Source organism: Kitasatospora sp. NPDC088134 (assembly GCF_044741705.1).
Lineage (GTDB): Bacteria > Actinomycetota > Actinomycetes > Streptomycetales > Streptomycetaceae > Kitasatospora.
On record NZ_JBIUTD010000010.1, the window covers coordinates 118,635 to 144,359 of the forward strand.

The following is a 25,725-nucleotide window of genomic DNA, read 5'->3' on the forward strand; positions in this document are numbered from 1 at the left end:
GACCGTCGGGCCGCGCCCGTCGCTACTGCTGGACCCGGCCCTGCAGCGCCTTCGACAGCTCCGCCACGCACGCCGCCAGCTGAGGGGTGGTCAACTGCCCCGGGTCGGAGCCGCAGTTCGTCCCCTGGCCGGGTCCGGGAGAGGGGGACGGAGCCGGTGACGGCGCGGGCGTCGGCTGGCCGCCCGGGGCGGCGATGCTGCCGTTCAGCGCCACCAGGTTCGGCGTCACCGTGGCGTCGCCCGACAGGTCGATGTAGTCCTGGGTCTGCCCGTTGAAGTCCACGAAGCCCCGCCACATGTCCGTCCCGAACGGGACGATCTCCTGCAGCGCCCCGCCCTGCCCCGCGCTGATCGTGATCGCCGTCCGCTGCGCCATGTACGACACCATCCGGCTCGCCAGCGTGTCCAGGTTCACCGCCGGGGCGCTGTCGGCCCGCACGTACACGTGCAGCTCGTTCAGGCCGGTGCCGACCGTGTCGGCCCGGAGCACCGCGAACGCCACCACCAGCTGGGACGAACTCTCCCGCGGCACCAGCGGCGTGACGTAGTACAGGCGCCCGTCGCTCTGCGACCGCAGCAGGAACTCGCCCGGGTTGGTGGCGTTGGTGGACGCCGAGGTGTGGTCGTAGCCGAAGCCCCGGTCGTCCTTCGCGCCGCGCCCGCCCAGCCACTGCACCTCGTGGATCTGGTCCCGCACCACCGAGGCCGGGTACACCCCGCCCGGCAGCTCGCCCGCCGCGACGCTCGGCCGGTACGTCACCGCCGGGCGCCCGTCCGCCGAACCGCGCAGCTCCAGCACCCCGGCCGGCTCCAGCACCGTCCGCTGCTTCCAGCCGATCTGCCGCGTCACCGAGATCACCACCACCGGCTGCGCCGTCCGCACGTCCGGCCCGTCGCAGTAGCCCCAGATGTCCTGGTCGCTGTAGCCCAGGTCGGGGAAGCGCTCGGCCAGCAGGTTGCGCAGGCTGACCGCGCCGGTGCCGCCGAACGCCCGGCCGAAGGCGTGGTCGCCGCCGAACGCGCAGCTCGCCACCTCGTTCGTCCGGCCGTCCCAGACCGCGACGCCCTCCATCGGCGTCTCGTCCGACCCGTCCAGCACCGCCGTCCACCGCCCCGAGCCCCGCCCGTCCGGCAGGTAGTGCAGGCTGTGGCCCAGCAGCTGGACGCCCGAGGTCAGGCCCGCGCTGTCGGTCAGCGCCTTGGTCGCCGCCGCGTACGAGGCGGTGCGCGCCTCGAACCGGAAGTCCGGCATCGGCGCGGCCTTCACGCAGGCCGGCACGTCCGAGGCGCCCACCAGGTCGCAGCGCCCGCCGTCGCCCGGCTTGGCGCCCTCCGTCACCGGCAGCACCGAACGCGGCGTGCCCGCGCCCGTCGCCGGGACGTCCAGCACCGTCGCCGAGGCGTAGAACCGGCCCGCGTCCTTGTCGTCGTCCCACAGCCCGGTGCCCGCCCGCACCAGTGAGGCCAGCACGGCCAGGACCGTCACCGCCATGGTCAGCCGCCAGCGCCACCCGAGCGTGCTGACGCCCGTCTCCGCCGCCAGCAGGGACCAGCCGAACGCCGTGCCGACCAGGCCCGCCGCGACCCAGAACCAGAACAGCGGCGCCGCGTCCCACGGCCCGCCGTGCGGGAAGAACTCCTGTTGGAGCAGCAGCACGTAGCTCCGGTCCTGCTGCCCGAACCCGCCGAACACGAAGTGCTTGACCACCCACACCAGCAGGGCGACCAGTGGCATCCACAACCACCAGGCCGCCAGCCCCAGCAGGGTGTTCCGTATCTCGCGCCGCGACATGCCCACTCCTCCCCGTGACCCGTCCCCCCACAGGAAGAGTGACACCCGCCACCGTCGACCAACCCCGATTTGCAGGAGAATTGAGGGTTCGTCAGGTCTTCCGGCCGCTCACGACGGCGGCCGGTGCTCCGTCATGTCGGCGCCCCGGTCGGAGCGGGTCACCAGGAAGGACGTCCGGGGCAGGGCCCCGTCGGTCGGGCGAGGCCCCTCGGCGGCCGGGCGGTCGGCGGACGGGGGAGCGGCGGACGGGGGAGCGGCCGCGGCGGGGACGTTCCAGCTGTTGCCGGTGGCGCGGACCGCCGGACCGGCCTGGACGTCCCGGCCGTTGGCGTACGCCGCGTTGGCGTCCGCGACGGCCGCCGCGTCCGGCAGGAAGAACCCGACCAGGGCGTTGCGGAACGCCGTGTTGCGGGACAGCCGCAGCCCGCCCGGATTGCCCTCGTCGTTGAACCCCAGCCCCGAGTTGTCCCAGGCCGCGTTGTTCACCACCAGGTGCGCCACCGCCGCGCGGCCGTTCCCGCCGCCCAGCCTCGGCTTGGTCGATCCAGTCCGGCAGGAGGGTGCCGAGGCGGCTGGTCATGAGGTCGTGGAAGCATCGGGCCAGGTCGTAGGCGCGGGCGATGTCCGGGCAGGCAATCCTGACGTGCAGCAGCCTGTCCTGCTCGCGTTCGGGCAGGGCGCCGGTCGGCCGCATGATCCAGGAGGTGATCCGGCGCGGGCTCGGGATGTCGGCGCACACGGGTTCGGCGACCTCGACCGCGCCGGGTGCGGCTTCCTTGATCGCCCGGCTGTAGACGCTGGCGCGGTCGCGGCAGACGATCTCCGCACCGGGGTGCCCGTCCAGCCAATGCGGCGAAGGTCTCCGAGGTCCGGTCGGGCAGGACATCGACGAGGTGGCCCGTCTCGACGTCGACCAGCAGGATGCCGTGGGTGCGGCCCCGGGCGGGCGTCTTCGCCGGTGGTGTTGATCTTGGTCTTGGGGCGGGTGGGGTTCTTGCCCAGGCGTACCGGCCGGCCGGAGCGGCGGCTCGCCGACCAGGCCGTCCAGCGCGTGGCCTGCGGTGCGGGCGAGTTCTTCCAGGGCCGCGCGCACGGCCTCCGTGACCAGTTCGAGGCGGGTCAGGTCGCGGACGGTGGCCAGGACGTGGGTGGAGTCGGTGCGCTGGGTGGTGCGCTCGCGGACCAGGCCGGCCTCTTTCAGCCGGGCCAGGGCGAGGTCGAGGAGGCGGTCCGCCCGGCCGTCCCGCAGCAGGCGGTCGCGGAAGGCGAGACGGTCACGCACCCACATCGCCGTCGTGCCACCAGGGTTGCCGGCCCTCGCCGTCCGCGCCGTTAACACCGGGACCTCGGCACCCGGACGGGGACGGACCGACATGTCGCACTCCCCGGAAGTCTCGCGGCCATCGTGCACCCGCGAGACTGGCGCACCGCCATGATCACCCGCAGTCGAACACCAAGATCCCCGACTGTGAGTATTGGGCGGCACCGCTCGAGGGTCTGACCCGATCCCCGATTGACGCTTCGGCTGTCCTCACTCTGAATCGTCGACCTTCCGAGCGGTGCCACCGCGTGTACCGGCTGGTGATCGTGACCTCAGAGTCGAGCTCATGCGAATCGCCGGACACGGCCAACTGACCACCACCCAGCGCTACCTCCACCCCGACCTGCGTGCCATCGAACGCGCCGGAGTCCAACTCACCACCTGCATCAACGCCACCCGCGGCCTTCCCGGCCCGAAGGTTGAGGTCGAACAGATCCGCGAACTCGCTATCGCTACCTGCATACCGAAGTCGCCCGCCCCGGCCGGGGCGTTCTCGGTCTCGCCAGGTTCCCGCTACAGCGCAGAGCTGGCGGGCGGCCCCCAGACGGCTTCGACGTCCGCGCAAGCGATCGTGATGCAGGAGTTGGTCAGTTCGATCTCGTGCGCGCAGCCTGCCTCGTCGGGGAGTAGTTCGTCCAGCAGGACGGTGTCGGGTTCCCGGGCGTCGGGGTCGGCTTCGGACCGGCCGACGGAGAACTCCGCGACGCCGCGGTAGCTCAGCACCAGTCCTTCATCGTGCTTGGCCGGGTGCGGGAGGAAGGAGATCTCCAGGATTCCGGAGCCCCTGGGTGACCACAAGATCCGGTCGAGGGCGAGATCCTTGACGCAGCGTCTGCTGGTGTAGTTGTAGTGGCCCGGTTCCCTGGCGAACGCGGACGCGCCGGGCGGGAGCTCCAGCCCCTCGGCGAGGGCCGCCAGGTAGTCGATCGCGCTCAGCACGAATCCCCGGTCCCGGTCGTCCCATTCGACGTTGACGTATTTCACTTCTCACAGTCCTTGTTTCCGAGCCGGGGTCGCTTCCACCGGTCGCCCTTGATGTTCTCGGTGCCCTTCTTGCCGAGTCGTCCGGTGTCGCGCATGAAAGTGACGGCCCTGCCCTTGAGCCGGTTCTCGACGCTCTGCGGGATGTCTCCGCCGCCGGTTCCGTGCTTGTAGAACCAACCGTTGCTGCCGAAGATGCCGAATTCCTGGCGGTTACGGTACACGTGGATCTCGAAGTCCTGGGCGTGTCCGTGGTCGAACTTGTCGAGGCGGCCGGTGAAGCCGTGGCCGAAGTCCAGAGGGTCACCGAAGTCGCCCTTGGGTCGCTTCGGTTTCTTCGCCATGAGGCCCAGCGGGTCGGCCCAGACGACCGGGTTGCTGACGTACGCGTGGTGGTTCGGGTCGGCGTCCAGACCCAGCGGGTCCGGCGAGGCGAACCGGGCGGTCTCGGGGTCGTAGTACCGGTGGAGGTTGTAGTGCAGGCGGCTCTCCGAGTCGTAGTACTGACCCGGGAAGCGGAGCGGCGTGTAGGTGGTGCTGCCCTTCGGGTACGTGGTGAGGCCCCAGAGGCTGGAGCGTGCCTGCCAGGCGGCGCTCCCGTCGGCGGCCAGCAGTTGAATGGGGGTTCCCACCAGGTCGGTGACGATGGCGAAGAAGCGCCGGTCGATCTCGTCCTGGCCGGCCCCGCCGTTCCCCGGGCTCCTGGGTTCGATTCTCCTGTTCCGATCGCTTCGGAAGTTTTTGTCATCGGGTGGCGCGGGCTCCGTCTACATGGGTGCCGCGATCTCCGTCCGGGGGTCGCGTCCGACGGTGTTGGCGGAGGGACCTTTGTCGGTCAGGAGAGTTCAGGCGTTGCTGGTGCTGGGGGCGACGGTGTTCACTGCTGCCCCGGCGGGTGCGGTGACCGTTCCCGGGGCGGGGACGTACCAGTTGGCGGTGGCGAGGAGCGGGATGTGCCTCGATGTGCCGGGCGGGTCGACGGCGAGCGGGGCGCTGCTGCAGCAGTGGGGCTGCGGCACCGGGCAGGCGAACCAGCAGTGGACGCTGGCGCCGAGCGGTGCGGGGACGTTCCAGGTCGTCAATGTCCGTAGCGGGCTGTGTCTGAGCGATCAGAGCGCGTCGACGGCGGCGGGGACGGCGGTGGTCCAGGAGGCGTGCACCGCGAACAGCAACAAGCAGTGGGCGTTCCGGCCCGTCACCGCCGCCGGGCGGAGCTGGTCGGACAAGGCGGACGGCTTCGCCGCGACCGGGGGCGGGACCACGGGCGGGACGGCGGGGCCGACCGTCACCGTCAGCACCTTTGCGGACCTGGTGAAGTACGCGACGGCGGACGGCCCGTACACCATCCGGGTCGCCGCGGCCGTCACGGTCGCGCCGTACGGGTACGAGATCCCGGTGAAGTCGGACAAGACCCTGATCGGGGTGGGCACGGCGGGCGAACTGGTGCACGGCGGGCTGTTCCTCGGGCCGGGCGTGCACAACGTGATCATCCGCAATCTGACGATCCGGGACGCGCGGATGGCCGACGACGACCCTGACGACAAGGTGTACGACTACGACGGCATCCAGATGGACACCGCCGACCACGTGTGGATCGACCACAACCGGATCGAGCGGATGAACGACGGGCTGATCGACAGCCGGAAGGACACCAGCTACCTCACCGTGTCCTGGAACGTCCTCGGCGAGGAGAACAAGGCGTTCGGCATCGGCTGGACCGACCACGTCACCGCCCGGATCACCGTCCACCACAACTGGATACACGACACCACCCAGCGCAACCCCAGCGTGGACAACGTCGCGCTGGCCCACCTCTACAACAACTACCTGCAGAACATCGGCTCCTACGGCAACCTCTCGCGCGGGGCGTCGAAGACCGTGATCCAGAACAGCTATTACGACCACGTCGCCAACCCGTACTACAACGACACCGACGCCGCCGCCCTGGTCGAGACCGGCAGCATCGCGGTCGACAGCACCGGTCGGCAGCAGACCCACGGCACCGCCTTCGACCCGGCCGCCTACTACCCGTACACCCTCGACCCGGCCCAGGACGTGCCCGCCCTGCTGACCCGCTACGCCGGCCCGCAGCCGAACATCGGCTGACCCGCCGCCGGGCCCCGGGCGGGGCGGGCTACCAGAGGTCGGTGCCGGACAGGCCGGGGAAGGTGTAGCCCTCCGTCTCGTCCCAGGGGACGTCGAGGTCGTCCAGGTGGACGTGCCAGTCCGCGTCCGGGACGGCGCGGCGCAGGGCGGTGACGGAGCCGAGGACGGCCGACAGGGCGGGCAGGGTGCGTTCGGGGGCGGACGGCAGCTTGGTGGAGCCGTGCACGACGTGCTCGGAGTCGCCCTCGTACAGGCACAGGGACTCCTCGTCCGGGAACGGGAAGGCGGTGGCGCTGTCGGCCGCGATCCGTTCGACCGCGGCCGTCTCGGCGGCGGTCAGGGCGGTGGCGCGGCGGGCGGAGTAGTACACGGAGACGCTCATGGGGCCGAGCGTACGGCGGGGGTCCGACGGTCCCCGGGGTGTGAGGAACGGTCAGATCGGCAGAGCGCCCGGCGGCACGCCGTGCTCGGCGCCGTACGGGGTGAGGGCGAGGACGCCGTGGCCGTGCGCCGGGGTGTCCGGGCCGAGGGCGTGCGGGTCGACGCCGAGGGCGGCGGACAGGCGCAGGGGCAGGTCGAGCAGGGCCCACTCCCACTCGTCCGCCGGGTCCTCCCCGGCGGCCTCGGCCGCCGCCTCGACCCGGGCCCGCTCCTGCTGTTCGAACGGCAGCGGGTCGCCGATCCACCAGTCCGGGTCGGCCGGCGCGGCCTCGTCGTCGAAGGAGGCCGCGCGGCGCAGCAGCACGCCGTCCTCGGCGACCAGCCAGGCCGCCCCGTCGTTCTGCGCGCCGTACCAGTAGGCCTGCGCGGAGCCGTAACGGGCGCTCAACTCCCGGCACAGTCCGGCGACTTCGTCGCTGCGCTCCGGGTCGCAGGGGTTGCACCAGCTGCCCGCGACCAGGGTCCAGCCGTCGAGCGCCGGGGTGACGAAGACCCGGGCGTACTGCGGGAACGGCGGGGCGTCCTCGTGGTCGTGGCTGTCGCAGTCCACCGCCGCGGTGCCGAGCGCGAAGGTGGCCGGCTCGGGCGCGGTGAGGCCCAGCAGGTCGAGGACGCCCTGCCGGTCGCCGGTGCGGACGGCGATCCAGGACAGGAAGCAGGCGGTGACCGGTCCCGGCCGGTCGTCCGGGAGCTTGACCGAGATCAGGCGGCGCAGCGCGGCCAGGTCCGCCGGGTCGAGGTCGCGCGGGTCGCAGAGCTCGGCCAGTGCGGCCAGCGCACCGCGCCGGAGCGTGCCGGGCCCCGCGCGGCGGACCTGCCGCAGCAGCGGGACGGTGTCCGGGCCGAGCCGGACCAGGGCGTGCTGTGCCGCCTGCCGCAGGCCCTGGTCGGCCGCGCCGAGCAGCGGCAGCAGCGTGGGGGCGTGCGGCAGGCCGGCCGCCCCGCAGGCGCCGAGGCCGCGGGCGGCGGTCTCCCGCACCTCCACCGACGGGTGGTCCAGCGCGGCCGCGTACCCGGCGGCGCAGTCCGGCCCGAAGGAGGCCAGCAGGGCCCGCAGCCGCCGGGTCGGCTCGGCGACGGCGTGGCAGTTGCCGTCGCACGGGGCGTCGGGGTGGCGGCGGTCCTCCGGCGCGGCGGCCAGCGCCGCCACGGCCGGGCCGAACGCGAGCGGGCCGAGGGCGGTCAGCGCCGACCTGCACAGCCACCGGGTCCGGTCGTCCGGGGTGTCGGTCAGGGCCGCCAGCAGCGGGGCGACGGCCGCCGCCCCGAAGCCGGGCAGGGCGTCGCGGGCGGCGGTCCTGGTGGCGGCGTCCGGGTGGCCGAGGTCGGCGACCAGCGCGGCGACAGAAGCATGAACAGGGGGAGTGGTGTCGGGCACCGGCGTATCGTGCCCGACACCACCGACAGCGGGGGCGGCCGGGTCAGGGGCGGCCGGCGCGCTCGTACGGGATCAGCTCGCCGGCCTCGACGGGGGCCGGGAGGCGGTTCTCGGCGGGCGGGAGCGGGCAGGTGGCCAGGTCGGTGTAGGCGCAGGGCAGGTTGACGGCCCGGTTGAAGTCGAGGGTGACGCGGTCGTCGGCGTCCGGGGCGGGGATGCTCAGGGAGCGGTTGGCGGCGTAGGTGGTGACGCCGGAGGTGGCGTCGGTGAACAGCACCTGGAGGGTGCCCGGCAGGTGGCCGTTGAAGGCGGTCAGCCGGTGGGTGGAGCCGTCCGGGAGCTCGAACTCGACCTCGCCGGGCGCGTCGTACACGTGCCGCAGCCCCTCGACGGCCGCGCCGACGGTCACCGGGCGCGGCGCCTCGAAGGGCAGGTAGCGGCCGGTCAGCGCCCAGCGCGGGTCCGCCGGGTAGGCCGGGGTGCCGGTGAACTCCCGGACCGGCGGGTGGTCGGGGTGCCGGGGCCGGACGAGGTCGCGGCCGCCGCGCCGGGCGACCTCGACCAGGGCGTCCCCCGCCGTCACGTACACGCTGTCGCGCTCGGCGATCGGCCCGAAGGCGTGCCGCCCGTGCAGCGCCACCCCGTCCAGCAGCAGCTCCTCGCCCTCGTCGAGCTCCACCACCACCCCGTCAGGGCCGGTCGACCAGGCGCCCGGCGCGTCCGGGAAGCGGGCCGGTTCGGCGTCCAGCCAGTGCAGGCCGGTGACGGCCAGGAAGCCGTGCGGGTCGCCGAGGGCGCGGTCCTTGGCGGTGTGCCACTCCTCCCAGGCGCGGGCGAAGGCGGCGGTGTCGGTGTGCGGGGCGGTCGTCATGGCGGTTCCTCGGTGCGACGGGAGGGGAAGGGGAGTCAGAGAACGGCGGCGGTGCGCGGGGCGGGCAGGCCGAGGTGGTCGCGCAGGGTGCTGCCCGCGTACTCGGTGCGGAAGACGCCGCGCTCCTGGAGCAGCGGCACCACGGTGTCGGCGAACTCGTCCAGGCCGCCCGGGGTCAGGTGCGGAGCCAGGATGAAGCCGTCGGAGGCGTCCTGCTGGACGAAGCGGTTCAGCTCCTCGGCGACCCGGGACGGCGTGCCGACGAAGGTCTGGCGGCCCGTCACCTCGACGATCAGGTCCCGGATCGAGAGCTTCTTCGCCTCGGCCAGCGCCCGCCACTCGCGGGCCACCGCCAGCGGGTCGCGGTTCATCCGGACCGAGGCCCGGCCCTGCGCCACGGTGTGCTCGCCGACCAGCGGGTCGGCCGCGGGCAGCGGGCCGTCCGGGTCGTGGTCGCTCAGGTCGCGGTTCCACACCTGCTCCAGCAGCCGGATCGCGGTCTGCCCGCTGACCTGCTGACGGCGGACCAGCTCGGCCTGCTCGTGCGCCTCGGCGTCGGTCGCGCCGAGCGCGAAGGTCACCGCCGGGAGGATCTTCAGCTCGTCCGGGGTGCGCCCGTACTTGGCCAGCCGGCCCTTCACGTCGGCGTAGAACGCCTGCCCGGCCTCCAGGGTGCCGTGCCGGGAGAAGATCGCGTCGGCCGAGGCGGCCGCGAACTCGCGGCCCTGCTCGGAGTCCCCGGCCTGGAAGATCACCGGCCGCCCCTGCGGGCTGCGCGGCACGTCGAAGCGCCCGGCGATGTCGAACTGGCTGTCCCGGTGCGCGAAGCGGCCCGCCTCCGGGGTGCTCAGGAACTGCCCGGACGCCCGGTCGGCCAGCACCTCGTCGCCGCGCCAGGAGTCGAACAGCCGCCAGGACGCCTCCAGGAACTGCCGGGCCCGGGTGTACCGGTCCGCCTCGGCCAGGAACCCGCCGCGGCGGAAGTTCTCGCCGGTGAACGCGTCCCAGGAAGTCACCACGTTCCACGCCGAGCGCCCGGCCGAGAGGTGGTCCAGCGAGGCGAACTGCCTTGCCACCTCGTACGGTTCGTTGAAGGTCGAGTTGATCGTCCCGGCCAGGCCGAGCCGGTCGGTGACGGCCGCCAGCGCCGCCAGGATCGTGAAGGTGTCGGGCCGCCCGACCACGTCCAGGTCGTAGATCCGCCCGTTCTGCTCGCGCAGCCGCAGGCCCTCGGCCAGGAACAGGAAGTCGAACTTGGCGCGCTCGGCGGTCTGCGCCAGGTGGACGAAGGAGCTGAACTCGATCTGGCTGCCCGCCGCCGGGTCGCTCCACACCGTGGTGTTGTTGACGCCCGGGAAGTGCGCGGCGAGGTGGATCTGCTTGACGGGCTTGCCGGTGCTGCTGCGGTCGGTGCTCATGGGGTGTGTCCTCGGGGCTCGGCGGGCGGTCAGGCGGTGGCGGCGTAGCGGCTGGCGGGGCGCGGCAGGCCCAGCAGGCCGCGCAGGGTGGCCGCCTCGTAGGCGGTGCGGAACCGGCCCCGGCGCTGCAGCTCGGGCACCAGGTCGCGGGTGATCCGCTCCAGGTCGTACGGCAGTGCGCCCGGCCGGAGCCGGAAACCGGTCAGCCCGGCGGCCGCCAACTCCTCGATCAGGTCGGCGAGTTCGGCGGACGTCCCGGCGAAGACCCGGGCGTCGCTCGCGTACGGCGCACCCGCCGCCGCGTCCAGCCGGGCCAGCCGCTCCGCCGCCGCGCCGGGCCGCTCGTCGACGAACACCACCAGGTCGGCGAAGACGTGCACGGTGTCGTCGGCCCGGCCCGCGCCGTCCTGCGCGGCCCGGATCTCGGCCAGCACCGCGCGGGCGTCGGCGGCGTCCGTCGGCGTGGTGAACGCCAGGTCGGCCGACCGCCCCGCCAGCCGGAACGGCTCGCCCCGGTGCGCCAGCGCCGCCACCGGCGGCTGGCCCTGCGGCGGGCGCGGCGTGATCGACGGGCCCCGGACGCTGAACCGGGACCCGGTGAAGTCGATGTAGTGCAGCTTGTCCCGGTCGACGAACCGGCCGGTCGCCGCGTCCCGGATCTCCGCGTCGTCCTCCCAGCTGTCCCAGAGCCGGCGCAGCACCTCCACGTACTCCTCGGCCTCGCCGAACTCCGCCGCCAGCACGGCCAGCGCCGCCGGGTCGTCCAGCGCGTCCAGCCGCAGCGCGGGCGCCGTCCGGCGGCCGAAGTGCGCGGCCTCGTCCACCCGGCCCGACACCTTCACCCGCACCCCGGCCCGGCCCGAGCTGACGAAGTCCAGGGTCGCCACCGCCTTCGACAGGTGGAACGGCTCGGTGTGCGTCACCACCGCCGTCGGCACCAGCCCGATGTGCCGGGTCAGCGGCGCGATCCGGGCCGCCAGCAGCACCGAGTCCAGCCGCCCGCGCACCCGGTCGGTCCGGGCGTCCGGCTCGAACGGGTGCTCCGACTGCAGGCTCAGCCCGTCCTCGAAGGTCACCAGGTCGAGCAGGCCGCGCTCGGCCTCCGCCACCAGGTCCGCCCAGTACCCGGCGGTGAACAGCTCCCCGGGCCGGGCCTCGGGCTCCCGCCACGCGGCGGGGTGCCAGCCGGCGCCGTCCAGCGCGACGGCCAGGTGCAGGGGTACGGGGTTCTCGGGCATGGCGGACCTACGACTTTCGGCAGGCGGGCAGGCAGGGGAGCGGGCCGCCTTCGCGCGGGGGCGGGCGGCAGCAGGGAGCAGGGGCAGCAGGGAGGGGCAGGCGGGTCGGGTGGTCAGACCGCGGGCGTCGACGCCGGGGCGGGCACGGGGCGACAGAGCGCGGTCGTCACGCGCAGCAGGTCGATGTGCAGCCGGGCGCGGGTGGTGGTGACCCGGCAGGCCGTCTTGACGGCGACCCGCGCGTTCGCGTTCGGGAACCGCACCGCCCTCACCGCCTCCACCGTTCGACCGTCGTCCGGCCCGCGCCGCGCGGCACCGGGCGCCGCCGTCCTCGCACCGTAACCCCGGCCCCCGGCCTGGCACAACGCTGTTCATACAGCGGTAATGAAGCACTTCCTGACGGATCGTCAGGCATCGGCGGCCGCCGTTGACAGTCGCCCCGGGGCGCGCCTAGCTTGACGGCTCAGCCACCGTCCCGCCGCCCGCTCCGGGCCGCGCCGCGCTGCCCTCTTGCTCCCGGGAGTCCCGCCGCCGTGACCGTCCGCCCCGCCCCGTCCTCCGCCGCCCCGCCCGCCGATCCCGTCCCGCCCGCCGACGCCGCCCTGCTCGACAACCCGGCCTGGGCCGCGCTCACCGGCCCGCACGCGCACTTCGCCGAACGCCTCGGCCGGGCCGCCCGCTACCCCGTCGACGTCTCCCCGTTCACCGCGCTCGCCGACCCCGCCGACCCGCGCGCCTGGCAGGACCTGGCCGCGCTCGCCGGGGCGCCCGGCAGCACCCTCGCCGTCACCGCCGCCGAGACCGCCCCCGCGGGGTGGGAGCCCCAGGAGTCCGGCGCGGGCGTCCAGTTGGTCGCCACCGCGCTGCGCACCGAGCCCGCGCCCGAGGCCGTCCGGCTCGGCCCCGCCGACGTCCCCGAGATGCTCGACCTGGTCGCCCGGACCAAGCCGGGGCCGTTCCTGCCCCGGACGGTGCTGCTCGGCGACTACCTCGGCCTGCGGGTCGACGGCCGCCTGGTGGCGATGGCCGGCGAGCGGCTGCGGCTGCCCGGCTGGACCGAGATCAGCGCCGTCTGCACCGACCCCGCGCACCGCGGCCGGGGCCTGGCCACCCGCCTGGTCCGGGCCGTCGCGCACGGCATCGAGCAGCGCGGCGACACCCCGTTCCTGCACACCGCCGCCGACAACGCCGCCGCGATCCGGCTCTACGAGTCGCTCGGCTTCACCCTGCGCCGCCGCACCGCCTTCCTGCTGGTCCGCAGCCCCGGCCGGAGCGCCGCGCAGTGACGGCCTTCCACTGGTTCCTGCCCACCGGCGGCGACGCCCGCGACCTCGGCCCTCTCTCCCAGGTCTTGTCGGGCGCGCGCCGCCGGACATCCCGCCTGGAAGCACCGGCGAAACACCCAAGTACACCCAGTACGAGGGCGTTCCGCCGGCACTCCCAGCCGGGCGCCCGACGACGCGCGCTGATCCGACAAGACCTGGGAGAGAGGACCGATGCGGCGCCGCCCACGGCACCGGCATCGGCGGCCCCGCCCGGGCCGGGACGGCCGCCGCCGACTGCCCGGCCACCCTCGGCTACCTCACCCAACTCGCCCAGGCGGCCGACCAGTTGGGCTACGAGGCGGTGCTCACCCCGACCGGGGCGCACTGCGAGGACGCCTGGATCACCACCGCCGCGCTGATCGCCGCCACTCGGCGGCTGAAGTTCCTGGTCGCGTTCCGGCCCGGCCTGGTCGAACCCGCGCTCGCCGCCCAGAGCGCCGCCACCTTCCAGCGCCTCTCCGGCGGCCGGCTGCTGCTCAACGTCGTCACCGGCGGCAGCGACGCCGAGCAGCGCTCCTACGGCGACCCGCTCGGCCACGACGAACGCTACGCCCGCGCCGGGGAGTTCCTGGACGTGCTGCGCACCGCCTGGCGCGGCGAGCCCTTCGAGCACCGCGGCGCGCACTACCGGATCGACGGCGGCCACCTGCGCCGGCCCCCGGACCCGGTGCCGCCGATCCACTTCGGCGGCTCCTCCGAGGCCGCGCTCGCCGTCGCCGCCCGGCACGCCGACACCTACCTGACCTGGGGCGAGCCCGTCCCGCAGGTCGCGGAGAAGATCGCCCGGGTGCGCGAACTCGCCGCCGCGCACGGCCGCGCGCCGCGCTTCGGCCTGCGGGTGCACGTGCTCAGCCGGGACACCGCGGAACGGGCCCGGGCCGACGCCGAGGCACTGATCGCCGGGCTGGACGCGGAGGCCGTCGCCGCCGGGCAGCGCCGGCTGCGGGCGCTCGAATCCGTCGGCCAGCGGCGGATGCTGGACCTGCACGGCGGCGACCGCGACCGGCTCTGGGTCGCGCCGAACCTGTGGGCGGGCATCGGCCTGGTCCGGGGCGGCGCGGGCACCGCGCTGGTCGGCTCGCACGAGCAGGTCGCCGAACGGATCGCCGAGTACCGGGCCGCCGGGATCGAGGAGTTCGTGCTCTCCGGCTACCCGTACCTGGAGGAGGCGTACACCTTCGCGGAACGCGTCCGGCCGCTGCTCTGACGCCCGGTCAGTCGCCCGGGGCGGCCACCGCCACCGTGACGATCTCGCGGCTGGCCGGGCCGACGGGGCCGCCCGTCCAGTCGCCGTACCGGGCCGCGACGGCGAGACCGGCCTCGGCGAGCAGCGCGTCCAACTCCGGTTCGGTGAGGAAGCGCAGGCGCTCCCGGTCGGTCCGCAGCAGGGTGCCGTCGCGGGCGTCGGCGATCCGGCCGAGGAAGGTCACCAGGCCGTCGGCCACCGACTCCACCTCGTGCCAGACCCGCAGGGCGCGGCCCGCGCCGTCCGTCACCTCGGCGGCGTTCGACGGGTTCCACTGCTCCCAGGCGCGGGCCGCCGGGTGGCGGGTCTCGAAGGCGAACCGGCCGCCGGGGCGCAGCGCGACCTGGACGGCGGCCAGCGAGGCCCGGATCTCCTCGTCGGTGCGCAGGAACTGGAAGGCGTGCCCCGTCATCACGGCGAGGTCGAACTCGCCCGCCCAGCGGTCGGCGGTCGCGGCGGTGCCCGCCACCCACTCGACGTCCGTCCGGCGGCGGGCCCGGGCCAGCGCGGCGCCGTCCGGGTCCAGGCCGACCAGCCGGCCGGGGTGCCCGTCCGCCCGCAGGCGGTGCAGCATCGCGCCCGTCCCGCACCCGACGTCCAGGATCGCGCCGGCCCCCTGCGCCAGCCGGGCGTAGAAGGCGTCCCCGGGCCACTGCTCCGGGTCCCAGGGGTTCAGCACGTCGTACAGCGCGGCGGCTTCGGTATCCGAGTACATCGCCCCAGTATCGGCCGACCCCGCCGCCCCGCCAAACGAATTACCTTGTCCGGCAATGGAGTTGGTCAGGTGTCAGGTCGGGGCGGTGGGGTTGCGGCGCTACTCGGTCCGCAGTGCGGCGGCGGTCCGGGAGCGGGCCGCCCGGCCGGCCGGCAGCAGCGCCCCGAGCAGGGCGATCACGACCCCGGCGGCCAGTAGCGGGAGGAGCAGCCCGGCGCTGTAGACGTGGGTCACGCCCGGCGGCAGGTGCCGGCCGATCGCCTCCCCCATCGGGGCCTGGGTGGCCTTCTCCAGCAGGACGCCGAGCGGCACCCCGACGAGTCCGGCGAGCAGGCCGGTGACCGTCACCGAGGTCAGGACCATCGTGACGGTCTGACCGGGCGTCATCCCGAGGGCCTTGAAGACCCCCAGGTCGTGGACCCGCTCCCGGGTGTCCTGCACGACCGTGCTGAGCACCCCGAGCGCGGCGACCGCGGTCAGCAGCAGCGTGAACACCGCCACCAGGGCGCCCATTACGGCCACCACCAGGTTCGCGTCGCTCGAGTTGGTCTCGACCGAGGCGTCCAGCGGGGCCAGCGCCGCGCCGGCCGCGGCCGACCACTTGGCCCCGTCGGCGTCCGGGGCCAGTCGGACGTTGAACTGGTCGATGCGCGGGGTCAGCCCGGCGGCGGTGAAGGCGGCCGCGTCCGTCATGGCCGAGTAGTCGGTTCCGCGGGTGTCGAAGTTGATGCCGACGACCTCCAGCGACACCTGCCTGTTCTGCTGCACCACGGTGACGCGGTCGCCGACCCGGAGGCCCATCGTCGAGGCCAGCCGGTCGCCGACCACGGCCTCGCCGGGCGCCGAGAACCAGCGGCCGGACACCAGCTCCAGGTGCGTCCAGGAGAAGTCGCCGCTGACGGTGTACACCACCGGCGGTTCGCCGCCGATCGGCGCGCCGACCATGGTCGCGCCGCTGTCGCCCCAGCCGAACGCGGCCTCCGTCCCCGGGACCCCGGCGAGCGCGGCGGCCACCTTGGTGGCGTCCAGGTGCGCGCGGCGCGGGTCGTCGGGGCCGTAGCGCCCCCACGGCTGGTCCACCTCGGCGGTGGGGATCACGATCCTCGACGCCGCGTTGAAACCCGAACTCATCGAAGCGGCCTGGTACTTGCCGAACGTCGTGCCCAGCCCCACCGCGAAGGTGACGCTGACCGTGCCGAGCAGCACCGCCGCGCCGACCAGCAGCGTCCGGCCCGGCCGGGCGAACGGCTGGGCCAGCCCCAGCGACACGGCCCGGGGCAGCGGCAGCCGCGCCGCCAGCCGCTGCGCCGTCCGCCCGCGCCCGGCGCTCGGGGCGCGGCCGGCCACCAGCGCCCGCACCGCCGGCATCCGGCCGGCCCGCGACGCCGGGACCGCGGCCGTGACGCCGACGACCAGCAGCGCGCCCAGCGCCACCACGAGGTTCACCCAGGCCGGGATCGCGGCACCGGCCGAGCCGAGCTGCCGGCCCGCCCCGTCCAGCACCGGCACGGCCAGCAGATTGCCGAAGACCGTGCCGAGCAGCACGCCGAACGCCGCCGGGACCAGGGCCTGCGCGGTGTAGGCGCGGGTCACCTGCGCCGGGGTGAAGCCCAGCGACTTCAGGATCCCGATCCGCCGGACGCCCGCGGCCACCGCGCCGCCGACCACGATCGTGATGATCAGCGCCGACAGGACCAGCCCGAGGACGCCGAAGGCGACCAGGAACGGCACGAACGCCTTGGCGTTGCCGGTCACCTGCTGTTCCGCCGTCAGGTACGACTGCCCGTCCACGACCGCGCCGGCCGGCACGGCGGCGGCCACCGCCTGCTTGTCGGCGGCGACCTCGGCATCGGTCCCGGCCGCGGCGAACCGGTAGAGCAGCTGCGGGTCGGTCCGGGCCCCGGCGGCGGTCAGCCGGGCAAGACCGTCGGCGGTGGCGAAGCCGGTCGCGCTGTCGGTCACCGAGCCGCCGAAGCCGACCACCTTGAACGACGGCCGGCCCGGCAGGGCGGAGAACACCAGCGCCGAGCCGAAGCAGGCGTCGGCGAAGTCGCCCGCCGGGAGGACGATCTCGTCCGGGCCGGCCGGCCAGCGCCCCCGGGTCAGCAGCAGCTGGTCCAGCCCGGAGGCGCTGCCCGGGTCGGGCCGGGTGGTGACGGTGATCGGACGGTTGTCGTGCCCGGCCCGGTCGGCCGCGGGGCAGTCGGTGCCGACGGTGGTGTCCAGCGGGGCGGAGAGCGGGTACGGCCCGGCCGCCTCGGCGACCCCGGCGGCGTGCGCGGTGGCGGCGAGCTGCGCGGCCGTCGCCTTCGAAGCGTCGAACCGGACCGCCAGGTGCGCCCCGTGCCGGGAGCGGAACGCGTGCTCGAACGGGGCCTGCACGGCGGTCAGCAGGCCGAGGGACAGCACCGAGGACAGCACCGCGGTGCACGTCGTCAGCGCCAGCACGAGGGACTGGACCCGGCGCCGCCCCACCCCGGAGCGGACCACCCTGCCGAGCGCGCTCACCGGCCCACCGCCGGCAGCGCGCGGGCGTTGACGACGTCCCGGGCGATCGCGCCGTCCACCAGCTCGACGGTGCGGTGCGCGAGGCCGGCGGCCAACTGCACGTCGTGGGTCACCAGCAGGATCGTCTGGCCCTCGGCGTTCAGCTCCAGCAGCAGTTGGCGCACGTCCTCGACCGAGCTGGAGTCCAGCGCGCCGGTGGGCTCGTCGGCCAGCAGCAGCGCGGGCCGGTTCATCAGGGCCCGGGCCACCGCCACCCGCTGCCGCTCCCCGCCGGACAGCCGTTGCGGATGTGCCTTGGCGTGCCGCTCGACCCCCAGCGACTCCAGCAGCTCCCAGGCCCGGCGCCGCGCCTCGCCCCGGCCCGTCCCGGCCAGCTGCGCCGGAACCAGCACGTTGTCCAGCACGGTCAGATCGTCGAGCAGGTGGAAGAACTGGAAGACCATGCCGATCGAGGCCCGGCGGTACTTCGCCGACCCGGCCTCGCCGAGCCGGTCGACCCGGACGCCGTCGACGGTGACGCTGCCGCTGGAGGGTCGGTCCAGACCGGCGATCAGGTTCAGCAGCGTGGACTTCCCGCTGCCGGAGTGGCCGAGCACCGCCACGCAGTCACCCGCCGCCACGGACAGGGTCACCCCGGCCAGCGCGGGCGGGCCGTCGTCGTACTTCTTGGTCGCCTCGCGGAGGTCGATCATCGGTGCGTTCGTCATGCCGAGGAACCTACGAACGGGGCGGGTTCCGTCGCGTCGGCCGACGGATGACACCCGGCACCGGGCCGTCCGCCCGGGGGCGTACCCGCGTACATCCCGGGGGTGACGCGCGGGGCCGACGCCCCTGCCTGCGATCTCCGCATGGAAGAGCTCCTCCAGCGCCTCTCGACCTCGCCACGCATGACCTGGCTGACGGACCGGGCCGTGGTGCTGGCCACCGCCTGCTCCTACGCGCTGATGCTCTGCCTGTCGATCGCTCAGGACCGGCACCGCGACGGCCTGTTCCGGCTGCCCGGCCTCGGGACCTTCCCCCTGGTGGGGCTGTGCGTCGTGCTCGCCCTGCCGGTGCTGCTGACGCGCCGGCGGCCGGCGGCGGTGTTCGCGACGGTCCTGGGCGAATCGATCCTCGGCCACCTCTTCGGCGTGCGGCCCTGGATCGTGTTCGTGCTGCTCGTCGGCCTGAGCGGGTACCTCGCCGTCCGGCGGCCGCGGGCCGCCGCCGTCGGCTCCGGCGCGGCCGTGCTGGCCGCGTTCGTCGAGAACATCGGCGTCTACCCCGGGGAGACCCTCGGCGACGCGGCCCAGTGGGCCGGGCAGTTCGCGCTGTGGTTCGCGGTCGCCTGGGTCTTCGGCGGGGTGCACCGCAAGCGCCGCGAGTACCTCGGCGCCCTGGACGAGCAGAAGGCGGCCCGCGCCGTCATGGCCGAGCGGCTGCGGATCGCCCGTGAGCTGCACGACAGCGTCGCGCACAGCATCGGGATCATCACGGTGCTGTCGGGAGCGGCGGCGCGGGTCGTGGACACCAAGCCCGAACAGACCCGGCAGGCGCTGACCGGCATCGAGACCACCAGCCGCCGGACGCTGCTGGAACTGCAGCGCATGCTCGGGGCGCTCCGCCGCGCCGAGCCGGACGACGCCATGCCGGGAGCCGCCCCGCTGGCGCCGGCCGGCAGCCTGGCCGACCTCCCGCAGCTCGCCGAGCGCACGGCCGACGCCGGGGTGCGGGTCCAGGTGGCCTGGCGGGGCGAGCGGCGTCCGCTGCCGCCGGAGATCGAACTGTCGGCGTTCCGGATCGTCCAGGAGTCGGTGACCAACGTGGTGCGGCACTCCGGCGCGCGGACCTGCCGCGTCGCGGTCGGGTACGAGCCGGAAGGAGTGACGATCGAAGTGGTGGACGACGGGGAGGACGGCCCCGGCCGACCGAGGCCCTCGGCGGCGACCGGCGGGGGCGGCTTCGGCCTGCTCGGCATGCGCGAGCGGGTGACGCTGCTGTCCGGCCAGTTCAGCGCCGGCCGACGCCCGGAGGGCGGCTTCCGGGTGGCGGCGAGGCTCCCGGCATGAGCGTGCGGGTCCTGCTGGTCGACGACCAGCCGCTGATGCTGGTCGGCCTGACGATCCTGATCGGCGACACCGACGACCTGGAGGTGGTCGGCGAGGCCGCCGACGGCCGCGAGGCGGTGCGCCTGGCGCGCGAACTGCGGCCGGACGTCGTGGTGATGGACATCCGGATGCCGGGCATGGACGGGATCGAGGCGACCCGGCGGGCCACCGCCGAGCCCGACCCGCCGAAGGTGCTGGTGCTGACGACCTTCGACGACGACGAGTACGTCTACGGCGCGCTGCGGGCCGGCGCCAGCGGCTTCCTGCTCAAGAGCATGGCGCTGGACGCGATCCTGGACGCGATCCGGGTGGTCGCGGCCGGCGACGCGCTGATCGCGCCGAGCGTCACCCGGCGGCTGATCGCCGACTTCGCCGGAACCTCCGCCGCGACCGCGGCCCCCGCCGCCGTACCGGACGCCGGGCCCGCCGCGGACCCGGGGCTCCTCGCGGGGATCACCGACCGGGAGCGCGAGGTGCTGGCCCTGGTCGGCCAGGGCCTGTCGAACGCCGAGATAGCCGAACGCCTGGTGATCAGCGCGGCGACGGCGAAGACCCACGTCGCGCGCCTGTTCGCCAAGCTCGGCGCCCGGGACCGCGTCCACCTGGCGATCGTCGCCTTCGACGCCGGACTCGTGCCGCGCCGACGGTAGGGCCGCTGCCCCTGCCCGGTGGGGCCCGGTGCTCAGGTGAACAGCCCGTACAGGTTCGTGGCGGGCGGCGGTTCCGGGGCGGGGCCGCTCGTGGCCGGGGTCGGGACCAGGTGGGGGAGGTGGGTGGCGAGGGCGGCGGCGTTCGCGTCCAGGACGGGGTCGGCAGAGGTGGGGAGGGCGGTGCGGAGTTCGGCCAGGGCCTCCGTCAAGGTCCGCGCCAGGGCGGGGAGTTCGTCGGCCGGGGTGGCCTCGCGGGCGGCCCGGGCGGTGAGCGGGTGCAGCCGGACGGTGTCGTCGGCGTGCTGGAGCAGGTGGTGCTGGTGCAGCAGCCGCATGGCGGCCCGGGCCCGGTCCGGGTCGGCCCCCAGGTGGTCGCGGACCGCGGCGGTGGCCCAGAGCTCGCCGGGATGGCCGGCCGGGTCGAGGTGCGCGGCGAGCCGGAGCGCGGGGGTGGCCAGCCCGGCGGGGCGGCGCCGGTCGGCGGACTCCAGCTCCGCCAGGAGCGTCGTGGTGATCCGTCCGGTGTAGAGCGGGAGGAGGTCGTCCAGACGCTGGGCGGGGTCGGTGAGCAGCGCCAGGTAGGCGGAGCAGTCCAACTCGTCGTCGATCATGAAGGTGGCGGCGTGGGCCAGCGCCAGCGGGAGGTGGCCGAGCCGCTCGGCCAGCTCCGCCGTGCGGTGGTCGGCGAGCCGGGACGCACCGGCGGAGGCGAGCCGTTCGCGCAGGTAGGCGACGGACTCGGTCGCGGTGAAGGGACCGACCCCGACGAGCACTTGGCCGGAGGAGGTGGCCTGGGCGTCGCGGCGGCGGGTGGTGGCCAGCACCTGTCCGCCCCGGGTCGAGCGGGGCCACCACTGCCGGGCGACGTCGAGGTCGGTGAGGCCGTCCAGGACCACCAGCCAGGACCGGTCGGTGACGGCGAGCCAGTTGAGGAAGGTGAGGGCGTCCTCCTCCGGCCGGGAGGGCAGGTCGCCGGTGATCTGCACCATGGCCGCGGCCCTGGCGTAGGCGGCGACGATGCCCGCGGTGTCGCCGGCGTCCGCCCAGACCACCAGGTCGGTGCCGTCGGCGAGCGACTCGCGGGCGTGCTCGGCGGCGAGCTGGGACTTGCCGGTTCCCGCGCCACCGGAGAGCACCTGGCCGGTGGCGGCGGTGGTGCGTCCGCCGGGGGCCGGTCCGATCTGCCGGTGGAGGTCCGGTCGGGGGCGGGTGGCGGCCGGTGACGGCGGGATGCTGCCGATCAGCAGCGGCCACCGCAACGGCGGCCGATAGGGCGGGTAGTGCACGGTCGTGCTCTGGGCGGTTCCACTGATCGTGAGGCCGCTTGCGAAGGTGTGGCGAACGCGGTCGGCAGCGGGTGGTGCGTCGGTCGTCGCCGACCACTCGCCCGGATCGGTCACGGTTGTCCCACCGTCAGCGCCGGTACCGCTCCCGGCGGGGCGGTCGCGGGCCAGGGCGGCGAGTTCCTCCAGGCCGGCGAGCAGGGCCTCGCGGTCGTCGCCGACGCTGTGTTCCAGCAGGTCGAGGAAGCGGTGCTGCCAGGCGTCCGCCGCCCGGTGCCGGTCCTGCTCGGCCCGGTGCGGGGCGGCGGCGGCCACGTCCTCGGCGGTGCGGTCCAGGTCCGCCAGGGTCTCCGCCTGCCCGTCCGGGGCGGTGCCGGTCCGGGCGAGCAACCGGGCGAGCCGGTCGCGGACTTCGCCCCAGGTATCCGTGCCGATCGCCTCGGCCAAGGTGTTTGCACCCATCGCCGCCAACGCGTCCAGGTCTGCCACGCGCCCGCACCTCCCCCCGGCGGACGCCGGCCGGCCCGCCCCGATGCCACCGCAGCGTACTGCCGCCGGGAGCCCCCGGCAGCCGCTTGACGCAACCCTTCCGGCGGACGGTAACGTGGCGTGACGCACCGTCAACCCGCTCGGTCGGAAAGCGGTTTCCCGTTGGTCGGGCGGTACGGTGCGCAGACGGGCACGGCAGGTACCTGGGGGGCAGGGGATGGCGGAGATCGGGCTGGCCGCGGCGATCGAGGAGCTGCGGCAGGAGCTGTACGCGGCGCAGGAGCGCGGCGCCGACCAGCAGTTCGGCTTCACCGTGAAGGAGGCCCAGCTGGAGCTGCTGCTGGAGCTGCGCAACGTCGGCAAGGGCGACGCGAAGCTGGCCTTCGGCGTCGCCACGGTCGGCCTCGGCGGCGAGCACGGCAGCGTCCGGACGCACAAGCTGACGCTGAAGCTGGAGATCCACGACCGGGCCACCGGCGGCGCCAACCCCGAGGTCAGCGACAGCGGCAACGCCGGCGGCTGGGGCGACGAGGACGACGCGGCGGCCCGAGCGGGCGCTGCCGGGAACTGACGGACGCCGACGGGGGCCGACGGGGAGCAGGATGGACGCGCGCAGGCTGGCGCTGATCCGCAGCGGCGCGGCCGACGGCCGCCCGCTCGACCTGGGCTCCGGCTACCTGATCGCCCCTCGGCTGGTGCTGACGGCCCGGCACGTGGTGGCCGAGAAGGGGACCGGCACCCGCCGGGCCCGGATCAAGGTGTGGATCGGGCACGCGCACGAGGGCGGCACCCGGACGTCCGAGGTGGCCGACGCCTGGCTGCACCCCGAACTGGACGTCGCGCTGCTGCTGCTCGACCGGGGCCACGAGGTGCCGGACCCCGTCCGCTGGGGCCGCCCCGTCGGGCGCGACCCGCTGCCCTACCAGGGCCTCGGCTACCCCGCCGCCAGCACCGCCGACGGGGCCGAGCGCGAGGTCGAGTACCTGCGCGGGACGCTGCCGCCGCTGTCCGGCGGCGGCGGGCGCTACGTCCTCGACCAGGACACCAGGCCCGACCCCCGGCCGGCCGGGCAGACGCTCTGGTCCGGCGCGTCCGGCGCCGCCGTGTTCTGCGAGGGCCACCTGGTGTGCGTGGTGGTCCAGGAGCGCCGGAGCTTCGGCAGCGGCCGCCTGCTGGCCTGCCCCGCGCACGCCTTCCTGGAGGACGGCTTCTTCGCGGCCGCCCTCGACGCGCACGCCGGCGGCCCGCCCGCGCTGGCCGAGATCGGCGCCGCCCTGCCGCCGGAACGGCCCGCCGACCGGTACACCGGCTGGGAGCGCGAGGTCGAACAGGCGCTGTGGCGCTGCCTCCCCGGCACCGACGCCTGCGCCGCCCAGTACCGGGCCCTCGCCGCGGCCTTCGGCTACCGCGTCCCCGCCGCCGAACAGCCCTCGATCGGACGGCTGCTCGCCCTGGTCGGCGTCCACCCGCGCGGCCTCGCCACGCTCAGCGGCACCCTCACCGAAGCCCTCGCCGACCATCCGCAGCAGCGCGCCGACCTGGCCCGGCTGCTCCAGCGCGACCGCGCCCTGCGCGGCGCCCCGCTGCTCTCGATCGGTGAGCACCACCGCCTGCTCGACCTGCTCGGCGGCGTCGCCGAACGGAGCCCCGCGCTGCTCGCGCACGCCTCCCGCGAGGCGCTCCGCCACGCCGTGCTGCCCGCCGCGCTGTCCCGCCCCGGCCCGGCGGCCGACGACCTGGACGGGATCGTCACCGGCCTGGAGGAGATGCCCGCCGACGACCCCGGACCGGACGGCACCCCGCCGGTGCCCGCGCTGGTGAAGGTCGTCGAGTACGCGGCCGCCGCCGTCGCCGACCCCGCGCTGGCCGCCGAACTGCGCGCCTGGTCCGACGAGGTGGTGCGGCGCACCGGCATCCACCCGACCGCCCTCGGCGAGCGCCGCGGCGACGCCCGCCGCTGGGCTGACCGCGCCCCGTCGCCCGTCACCCGGGTGGTGCTGGAACTCGCCGCCGCCGCTCCTTCGGGTCCTCCGGGGGCGGACGGGCCGCGGTACACCTGCCGGGTGCTGCTCGCCCGGGAGGACGGCAGCCGCACCGTCCTGCACGAGCCCGAGACGGTGCTCCGGACCCCGGAGGAGGTGGCCCGCCGCCTGCGCGACGAGGTCCGGGCCGCGGCCGCCCGCGGCGACCTGGCCGCCGACGTCCCCTGGGTGACCGTGCTGGTCGACCGGGAGTCGCTCGGCCTCCCCGTCGACGAGTGGAACCCGGGCGCCCCCCACCCGCTGCTGCCCGGACGCCCGCTCGGCGCCGAGTACCGCGTCACGCTGAGCTGCCCCGAGATCGGCGACCTGGTCGAGAGCCGGGACGCCGACCTGCGCCGCCGCTGGGAGGACGGCCGCGCCGCGACCCTGGTGGTCGGCCCCGAGACCGCCACCGAGGCCCAGCTGCACGGCCTGCTCGACACCGGCCACCGCGACACCGCCCGGGTGGTGCTGCACGGCCCGCCCGAGCGGCGCACCACCATGCTGACGTACTGTCTGGCGCTCGGCGTCCCCGTCGTCCTGTGGGACCGTCAGGCCGCCGGCCACGCCGACGCCGACCGGCTCCGCCCGCTCGAACCGGCCGGCCCGCTGGCCGAACTCCCCGAGCGGGTCCGCGCGTTCCGCAACCGGCCCGACCCCGGCCCGGCCCGCCCCACCCTGCTCTGGGAGAGCGTCGACGGGCGCCCGAAGACCGAACCGCTGCAGCTGAGGGACCCTCGGAAGGGGACGCACACCGGATGACCACCAGCACCGATCCCACGGGCCAGGACCCGGCGGGCCGCGACCCCGAAGGCCAGGACCCGGCGAGCCAGGAACCGGCGGGCCAGGACGGTCCGGGCCAGGACGGTCCGGGCCTCCCGGCCGACTGGCGGCTGTTCCACGGCGACGGGACGGTCCGCGCCGTCGACTTCCCGCCGCCCCCGCCGTGGCGGCGCTTCACCCCGGCCGGACCGGACGCGGCCCCCGCGGCCCGCCCCTACCTGATCGGCCCCGACGAGGCCGACATCGTCAACGCCGCCCTGCACCTGCGGCGCCCGCTGCTGGTCACCGGCCACCCCGGCACCGGCAAGTCCTCGCTGGCGCACGCCATCGCCCGCGAACTCGACCTCGGCCGGGTCCTGCACTGGCCCGTCAACAGCCGCTCCACCCTGCAGGACGCGCTCTACCAGTACGACGCCGTCGGCCGCCTCCGCGAGGCCCACCTGCGCCGCGACACCGGGGGAGCGGGCGGCGCGGGCGAGGGCACCCCCGACGTCGGGGCCGACGACGTCGGCCGGTACATCCGGCTCGGCCCGCTCGGCAACGCCCTGGTCCCGGTCGAACGCCCCCGGGTGCTGCTGATCGACGAACTCGACAAGGGCGACGTCGACCTCCCCAACGACCTGCTCACGGTCTTCGAGGAGGGCGAGTTCACCGTGCCGGAACTCGTCCGGCTCACCGACCGCGGCCACCCCGTCGAGGTGCAGACCGACGACCCCGACCGGACCGCCCCCGTCACCCGGGGCCGCGTCCGCTGCCGCGCCTTCCCCGTCGTGGTCATCACCAGCAACGGCGAACGCGACTTCCCGCCCGCCTTCCTGCGCCGCTGCGTCCGGCTCGACCTGCCCGAGCCCGACGAGCAGCGCCTGCGCGCCATCGTCGAGGCCCACCTCGGCCCGGACGCCACGGCCGGCATCGACGACCTGCTGGCCGAGTTCCTCGGCCGCCGCGCCCCCGGCGAACTCGCCACCGACCAGCTCCTGAACGCCGTCTTCCTGCGCCGCGGCGGCGTCGACCTGGACGCCGGGCGCCTGCTGGAGGCCGTCCTGCACCAGCTCGGCGGAGCGGTCTGAGC

General features: G+C 75.2%; 23 protein-coding genes. 9 read left to right on the plus strand and 14 right to left on the minus strand.

Annotated features, from left to right (window positions below):
• Positions 1-22 precede the first annotated feature (22 nt).
• Positions 23-1,792 carry a hypothetical protein gene (locus ACIOHG_RS18205; RefSeq protein ID WP_400951460.1) on the minus strand — a complete coding sequence of 590 codons (1,770 nt, stop codon included), beginning with the start codon at positions 1,790-1,792 and terminating at the stop codon, positions 23-25.
• 108 nt (positions 1,793-1,900) lie between these two features.
• The gene (locus tag ACIOHG_RS18210; protein WP_400951462.1) at positions 1,901-2,281 is read right to left on the minus strand and encodes a hypothetical protein; all 381 of its coding nucleotides are present in this window, start codon (positions 2,279-2,281) and stop codon (positions 1,901-1,903) included.
• A 505-nt stretch (positions 2,282-2,786) separates the two neighbouring features.
• Here ACIOHG_RS18210 and ACIOHG_RS18215 point away from each other — a divergent pair.
• The gene (locus ACIOHG_RS18215; protein WP_400951465.1) at positions 2,787-3,128 is read left to right on the plus strand and encodes a hypothetical protein; all 342 of its coding nucleotides are present in this window, start codon (positions 2,787-2,789) and stop codon (positions 3,126-3,128) included.
• Positions 3,129-3,626: 498 nt separating this feature from the next.
• Here ACIOHG_RS18215 and ACIOHG_RS18220 read toward each other — a convergent pair whose 3' ends face one another.
• Together ACIOHG_RS18220 and ACIOHG_RS18225 are read right to left on the minus strand one after the other, a co-directional pair.
• Positions 3,627-4,097 (minus strand): hypothetical protein, encoded by a 471-nt coding sequence (locus tag ACIOHG_RS18220; RefSeq protein WP_400951467.1) that lies wholly within the window; start codon positions 4,095-4,097, stop codon positions 3,627-3,629.
• The gene (locus ACIOHG_RS18225) at positions 4,094-4,726 is read right to left on the minus strand and encodes an RHS repeat domain-containing protein (protein ID WP_400951470.1); all 633 of its coding nucleotides are present in this window, start codon (positions 4,724-4,726) and stop codon (positions 4,094-4,096) included. The genes ACIOHG_RS18220 and ACIOHG_RS18225 overlap by 4 nt, the downstream gene beginning before the upstream one ends.
• A 226-nt stretch (positions 4,727-4,952) precedes the next feature.
• Between ACIOHG_RS18225 and ACIOHG_RS18230 the strand changes: the two genes are divergently transcribed.
• A complete protein-coding gene (locus ACIOHG_RS18230; RefSeq protein WP_400951691.1) occupies positions 4,953-6,200 on the plus strand; it encodes an RICIN domain-containing protein in 1,248 nt (415 codons plus the stop codon).
• 28 nt (positions 6,201-6,228) lie between these two features.
• Here ACIOHG_RS18230 and ACIOHG_RS18235 read toward each other — a convergent pair whose 3' ends face one another.
• The 6 genes from ACIOHG_RS18235 to ACIOHG_RS18260 form a co-directional block, all read right to left on the minus strand.
• Positions 6,229-6,582: a hypothetical protein gene (locus tag ACIOHG_RS18235; protein WP_400951473.1), complete on the minus strand. Its 354-nt coding sequence runs from the start codon at positions 6,580-6,582 to the stop codon at positions 6,229-6,231.
• Between the two features lie 51 nt (positions 6,583-6,633).
• Positions 6,634-8,019: a HEAT repeat domain-containing protein gene (locus tag ACIOHG_RS18240; protein WP_400951475.1), complete on the minus strand. Its 1,386-nt coding sequence runs from the start codon at positions 8,017-8,019 to the stop codon at positions 6,634-6,636.
• A gap of 43 nt (positions 8,020-8,062) precedes the next feature.
• Complete coding sequence (locus ACIOHG_RS18245; protein ID WP_400951478.1) at positions 8,063-8,890, minus strand: DUF1684 domain-containing protein; 828 nt, start codon at positions 8,888-8,890, stop codon at positions 8,063-8,065.
• A gap of 35 nt (positions 8,891-8,925) precedes the next feature.
• On the minus strand, positions 8,926-10,308 hold the full coding sequence (locus ACIOHG_RS18250) for an NtaA/DmoA family FMN-dependent monooxygenase (protein WP_400951480.1): 1,383 nt from the start codon (positions 10,306-10,308) through the stop codon (positions 8,926-8,928).
• A 29-nt stretch (positions 10,309-10,337) separates the two neighbouring features.
• Positions 10,338-11,546: an LLM class flavin-dependent oxidoreductase gene (locus tag ACIOHG_RS18255; RefSeq protein WP_400951483.1), complete on the minus strand. Its 1,209-nt coding sequence runs from the start codon at positions 11,544-11,546 to the stop codon at positions 10,338-10,340.
• Between the two features lie 113 nt (positions 11,547-11,659).
• Positions 11,660-11,827: a hypothetical protein gene (locus tag ACIOHG_RS18260; RefSeq protein ID WP_400951485.1), complete on the minus strand. Its 168-nt coding sequence runs from the start codon at positions 11,825-11,827 to the stop codon at positions 11,660-11,662.
• Positions 11,828-12,079: 252 nt separating this feature from the next.
• On the opposite strand from ACIOHG_RS18260, the gene ACIOHG_RS18265 reads away from it, so the two are divergent.
• Positions 12,080-12,832, plus strand: coding sequence for a GNAT family N-acetyltransferase (locus ACIOHG_RS18265; RefSeq protein WP_400951488.1), 753 nt, complete (start codon positions 12,080-12,082; stop codon positions 12,830-12,832).
• 235 nt (positions 12,833-13,067) lie between these two features.
• Positions 13,068-14,078, plus strand: coding sequence for an LLM class flavin-dependent oxidoreductase (locus ACIOHG_RS18270; protein ID WP_400951693.1), 1,011 nt, complete (start codon positions 13,068-13,070; stop codon positions 14,076-14,078).
• Between the two features lie 7 nt (positions 14,079-14,085).
• Here the strand turns inward: ACIOHG_RS18270 and ACIOHG_RS18275 are convergent, their stop codons facing one another.
• From ACIOHG_RS18275 to ACIOHG_RS18285, 3 genes are all read right to left on the minus strand, one after another.
• Positions 14,086-14,832, minus strand: a complete 747-nt coding sequence (locus ACIOHG_RS18275; protein WP_400951491.1) for a class I SAM-dependent methyltransferase — start codon at positions 14,830-14,832, stop codon at positions 14,086-14,088.
• Between the two features lie 99 nt (positions 14,833-14,931).
• Positions 14,932-17,340, minus strand: coding sequence for an FtsX-like permease family protein (locus ACIOHG_RS18280; RefSeq protein WP_400951492.1), 2,409 nt, complete (start codon positions 17,338-17,340; stop codon positions 14,932-14,934).
• Complete coding sequence (locus ACIOHG_RS18285) at positions 17,337-18,047, minus strand: ABC transporter ATP-binding protein (protein ID WP_400951495.1); 711 nt, start codon at positions 18,045-18,047, stop codon at positions 17,337-17,339. Before ACIOHG_RS18285 ends, ACIOHG_RS18280 begins: the two co-directional genes overlap by 4 nt.
• Before the next feature lie 141 nt (positions 18,048-18,188).
• Here ACIOHG_RS18285 and ACIOHG_RS18290 point away from each other — a divergent pair, with 141 nt between their 5' ends.
• Both ACIOHG_RS18290 and ACIOHG_RS18295 read left to right on the plus strand, forming a co-directional pair.
• A complete protein-coding gene (locus ACIOHG_RS18290; RefSeq protein ID WP_400951498.1) occupies positions 18,189-19,388 on the plus strand; it encodes a sensor histidine kinase in 1,200 nt (399 codons plus the stop codon).
• Entirely contained in the window at positions 19,385-20,077 is a 693-nt protein-coding gene (locus tag ACIOHG_RS18295; RefSeq protein WP_400951501.1) for a response regulator, read from the plus strand. Before ACIOHG_RS18290 ends, ACIOHG_RS18295 begins: the two co-directional genes overlap by 4 nt.
• Before the next feature lie 32 nt (positions 20,078-20,109).
• On the opposite strand, the gene ACIOHG_RS18300 is transcribed toward ACIOHG_RS18295, so the two are convergent.
• A complete protein-coding gene (locus tag ACIOHG_RS18300) occupies positions 20,110-21,849 on the minus strand; it encodes a hypothetical protein (protein WP_400951503.1) in 1,740 nt (579 codons plus the stop codon).
• Between the two features lie 217 nt (positions 21,850-22,066).
• On the opposite strand from ACIOHG_RS18300, the gene ACIOHG_RS18305 reads away from it, so the two are divergent.
• The 3 genes from ACIOHG_RS18305 to ACIOHG_RS18315 are packed head-to-tail and all read left to right on the plus strand — an operon-like array spanning position 22,067 to position 25,723.
• Complete coding sequence (locus tag ACIOHG_RS18305; protein WP_400951506.1) at positions 22,067-22,420, plus strand: trypco2 family protein; 354 nt, start codon at positions 22,067-22,069, stop codon at positions 22,418-22,420.
• 31 nt (positions 22,421-22,451) lie between these two features.
• Positions 22,452-24,632 carry a hypothetical protein gene (locus tag ACIOHG_RS18310; RefSeq protein WP_400951508.1) on the plus strand — a complete coding sequence of 727 codons (2,181 nt, stop codon included), beginning with the start codon at positions 22,452-22,454 and terminating at the stop codon, positions 24,630-24,632.
• Positions 24,629-25,723, plus strand: coding sequence for an AAA family ATPase (locus ACIOHG_RS18315; protein WP_400951511.1), 1,095 nt, complete (start codon positions 24,629-24,631; stop codon positions 25,721-25,723). Before ACIOHG_RS18310 ends, ACIOHG_RS18315 begins: the two co-directional genes overlap by 4 nt.
• The last annotated feature ends 2 nt before the right edge of the window (positions 25,724-25,725 follow it).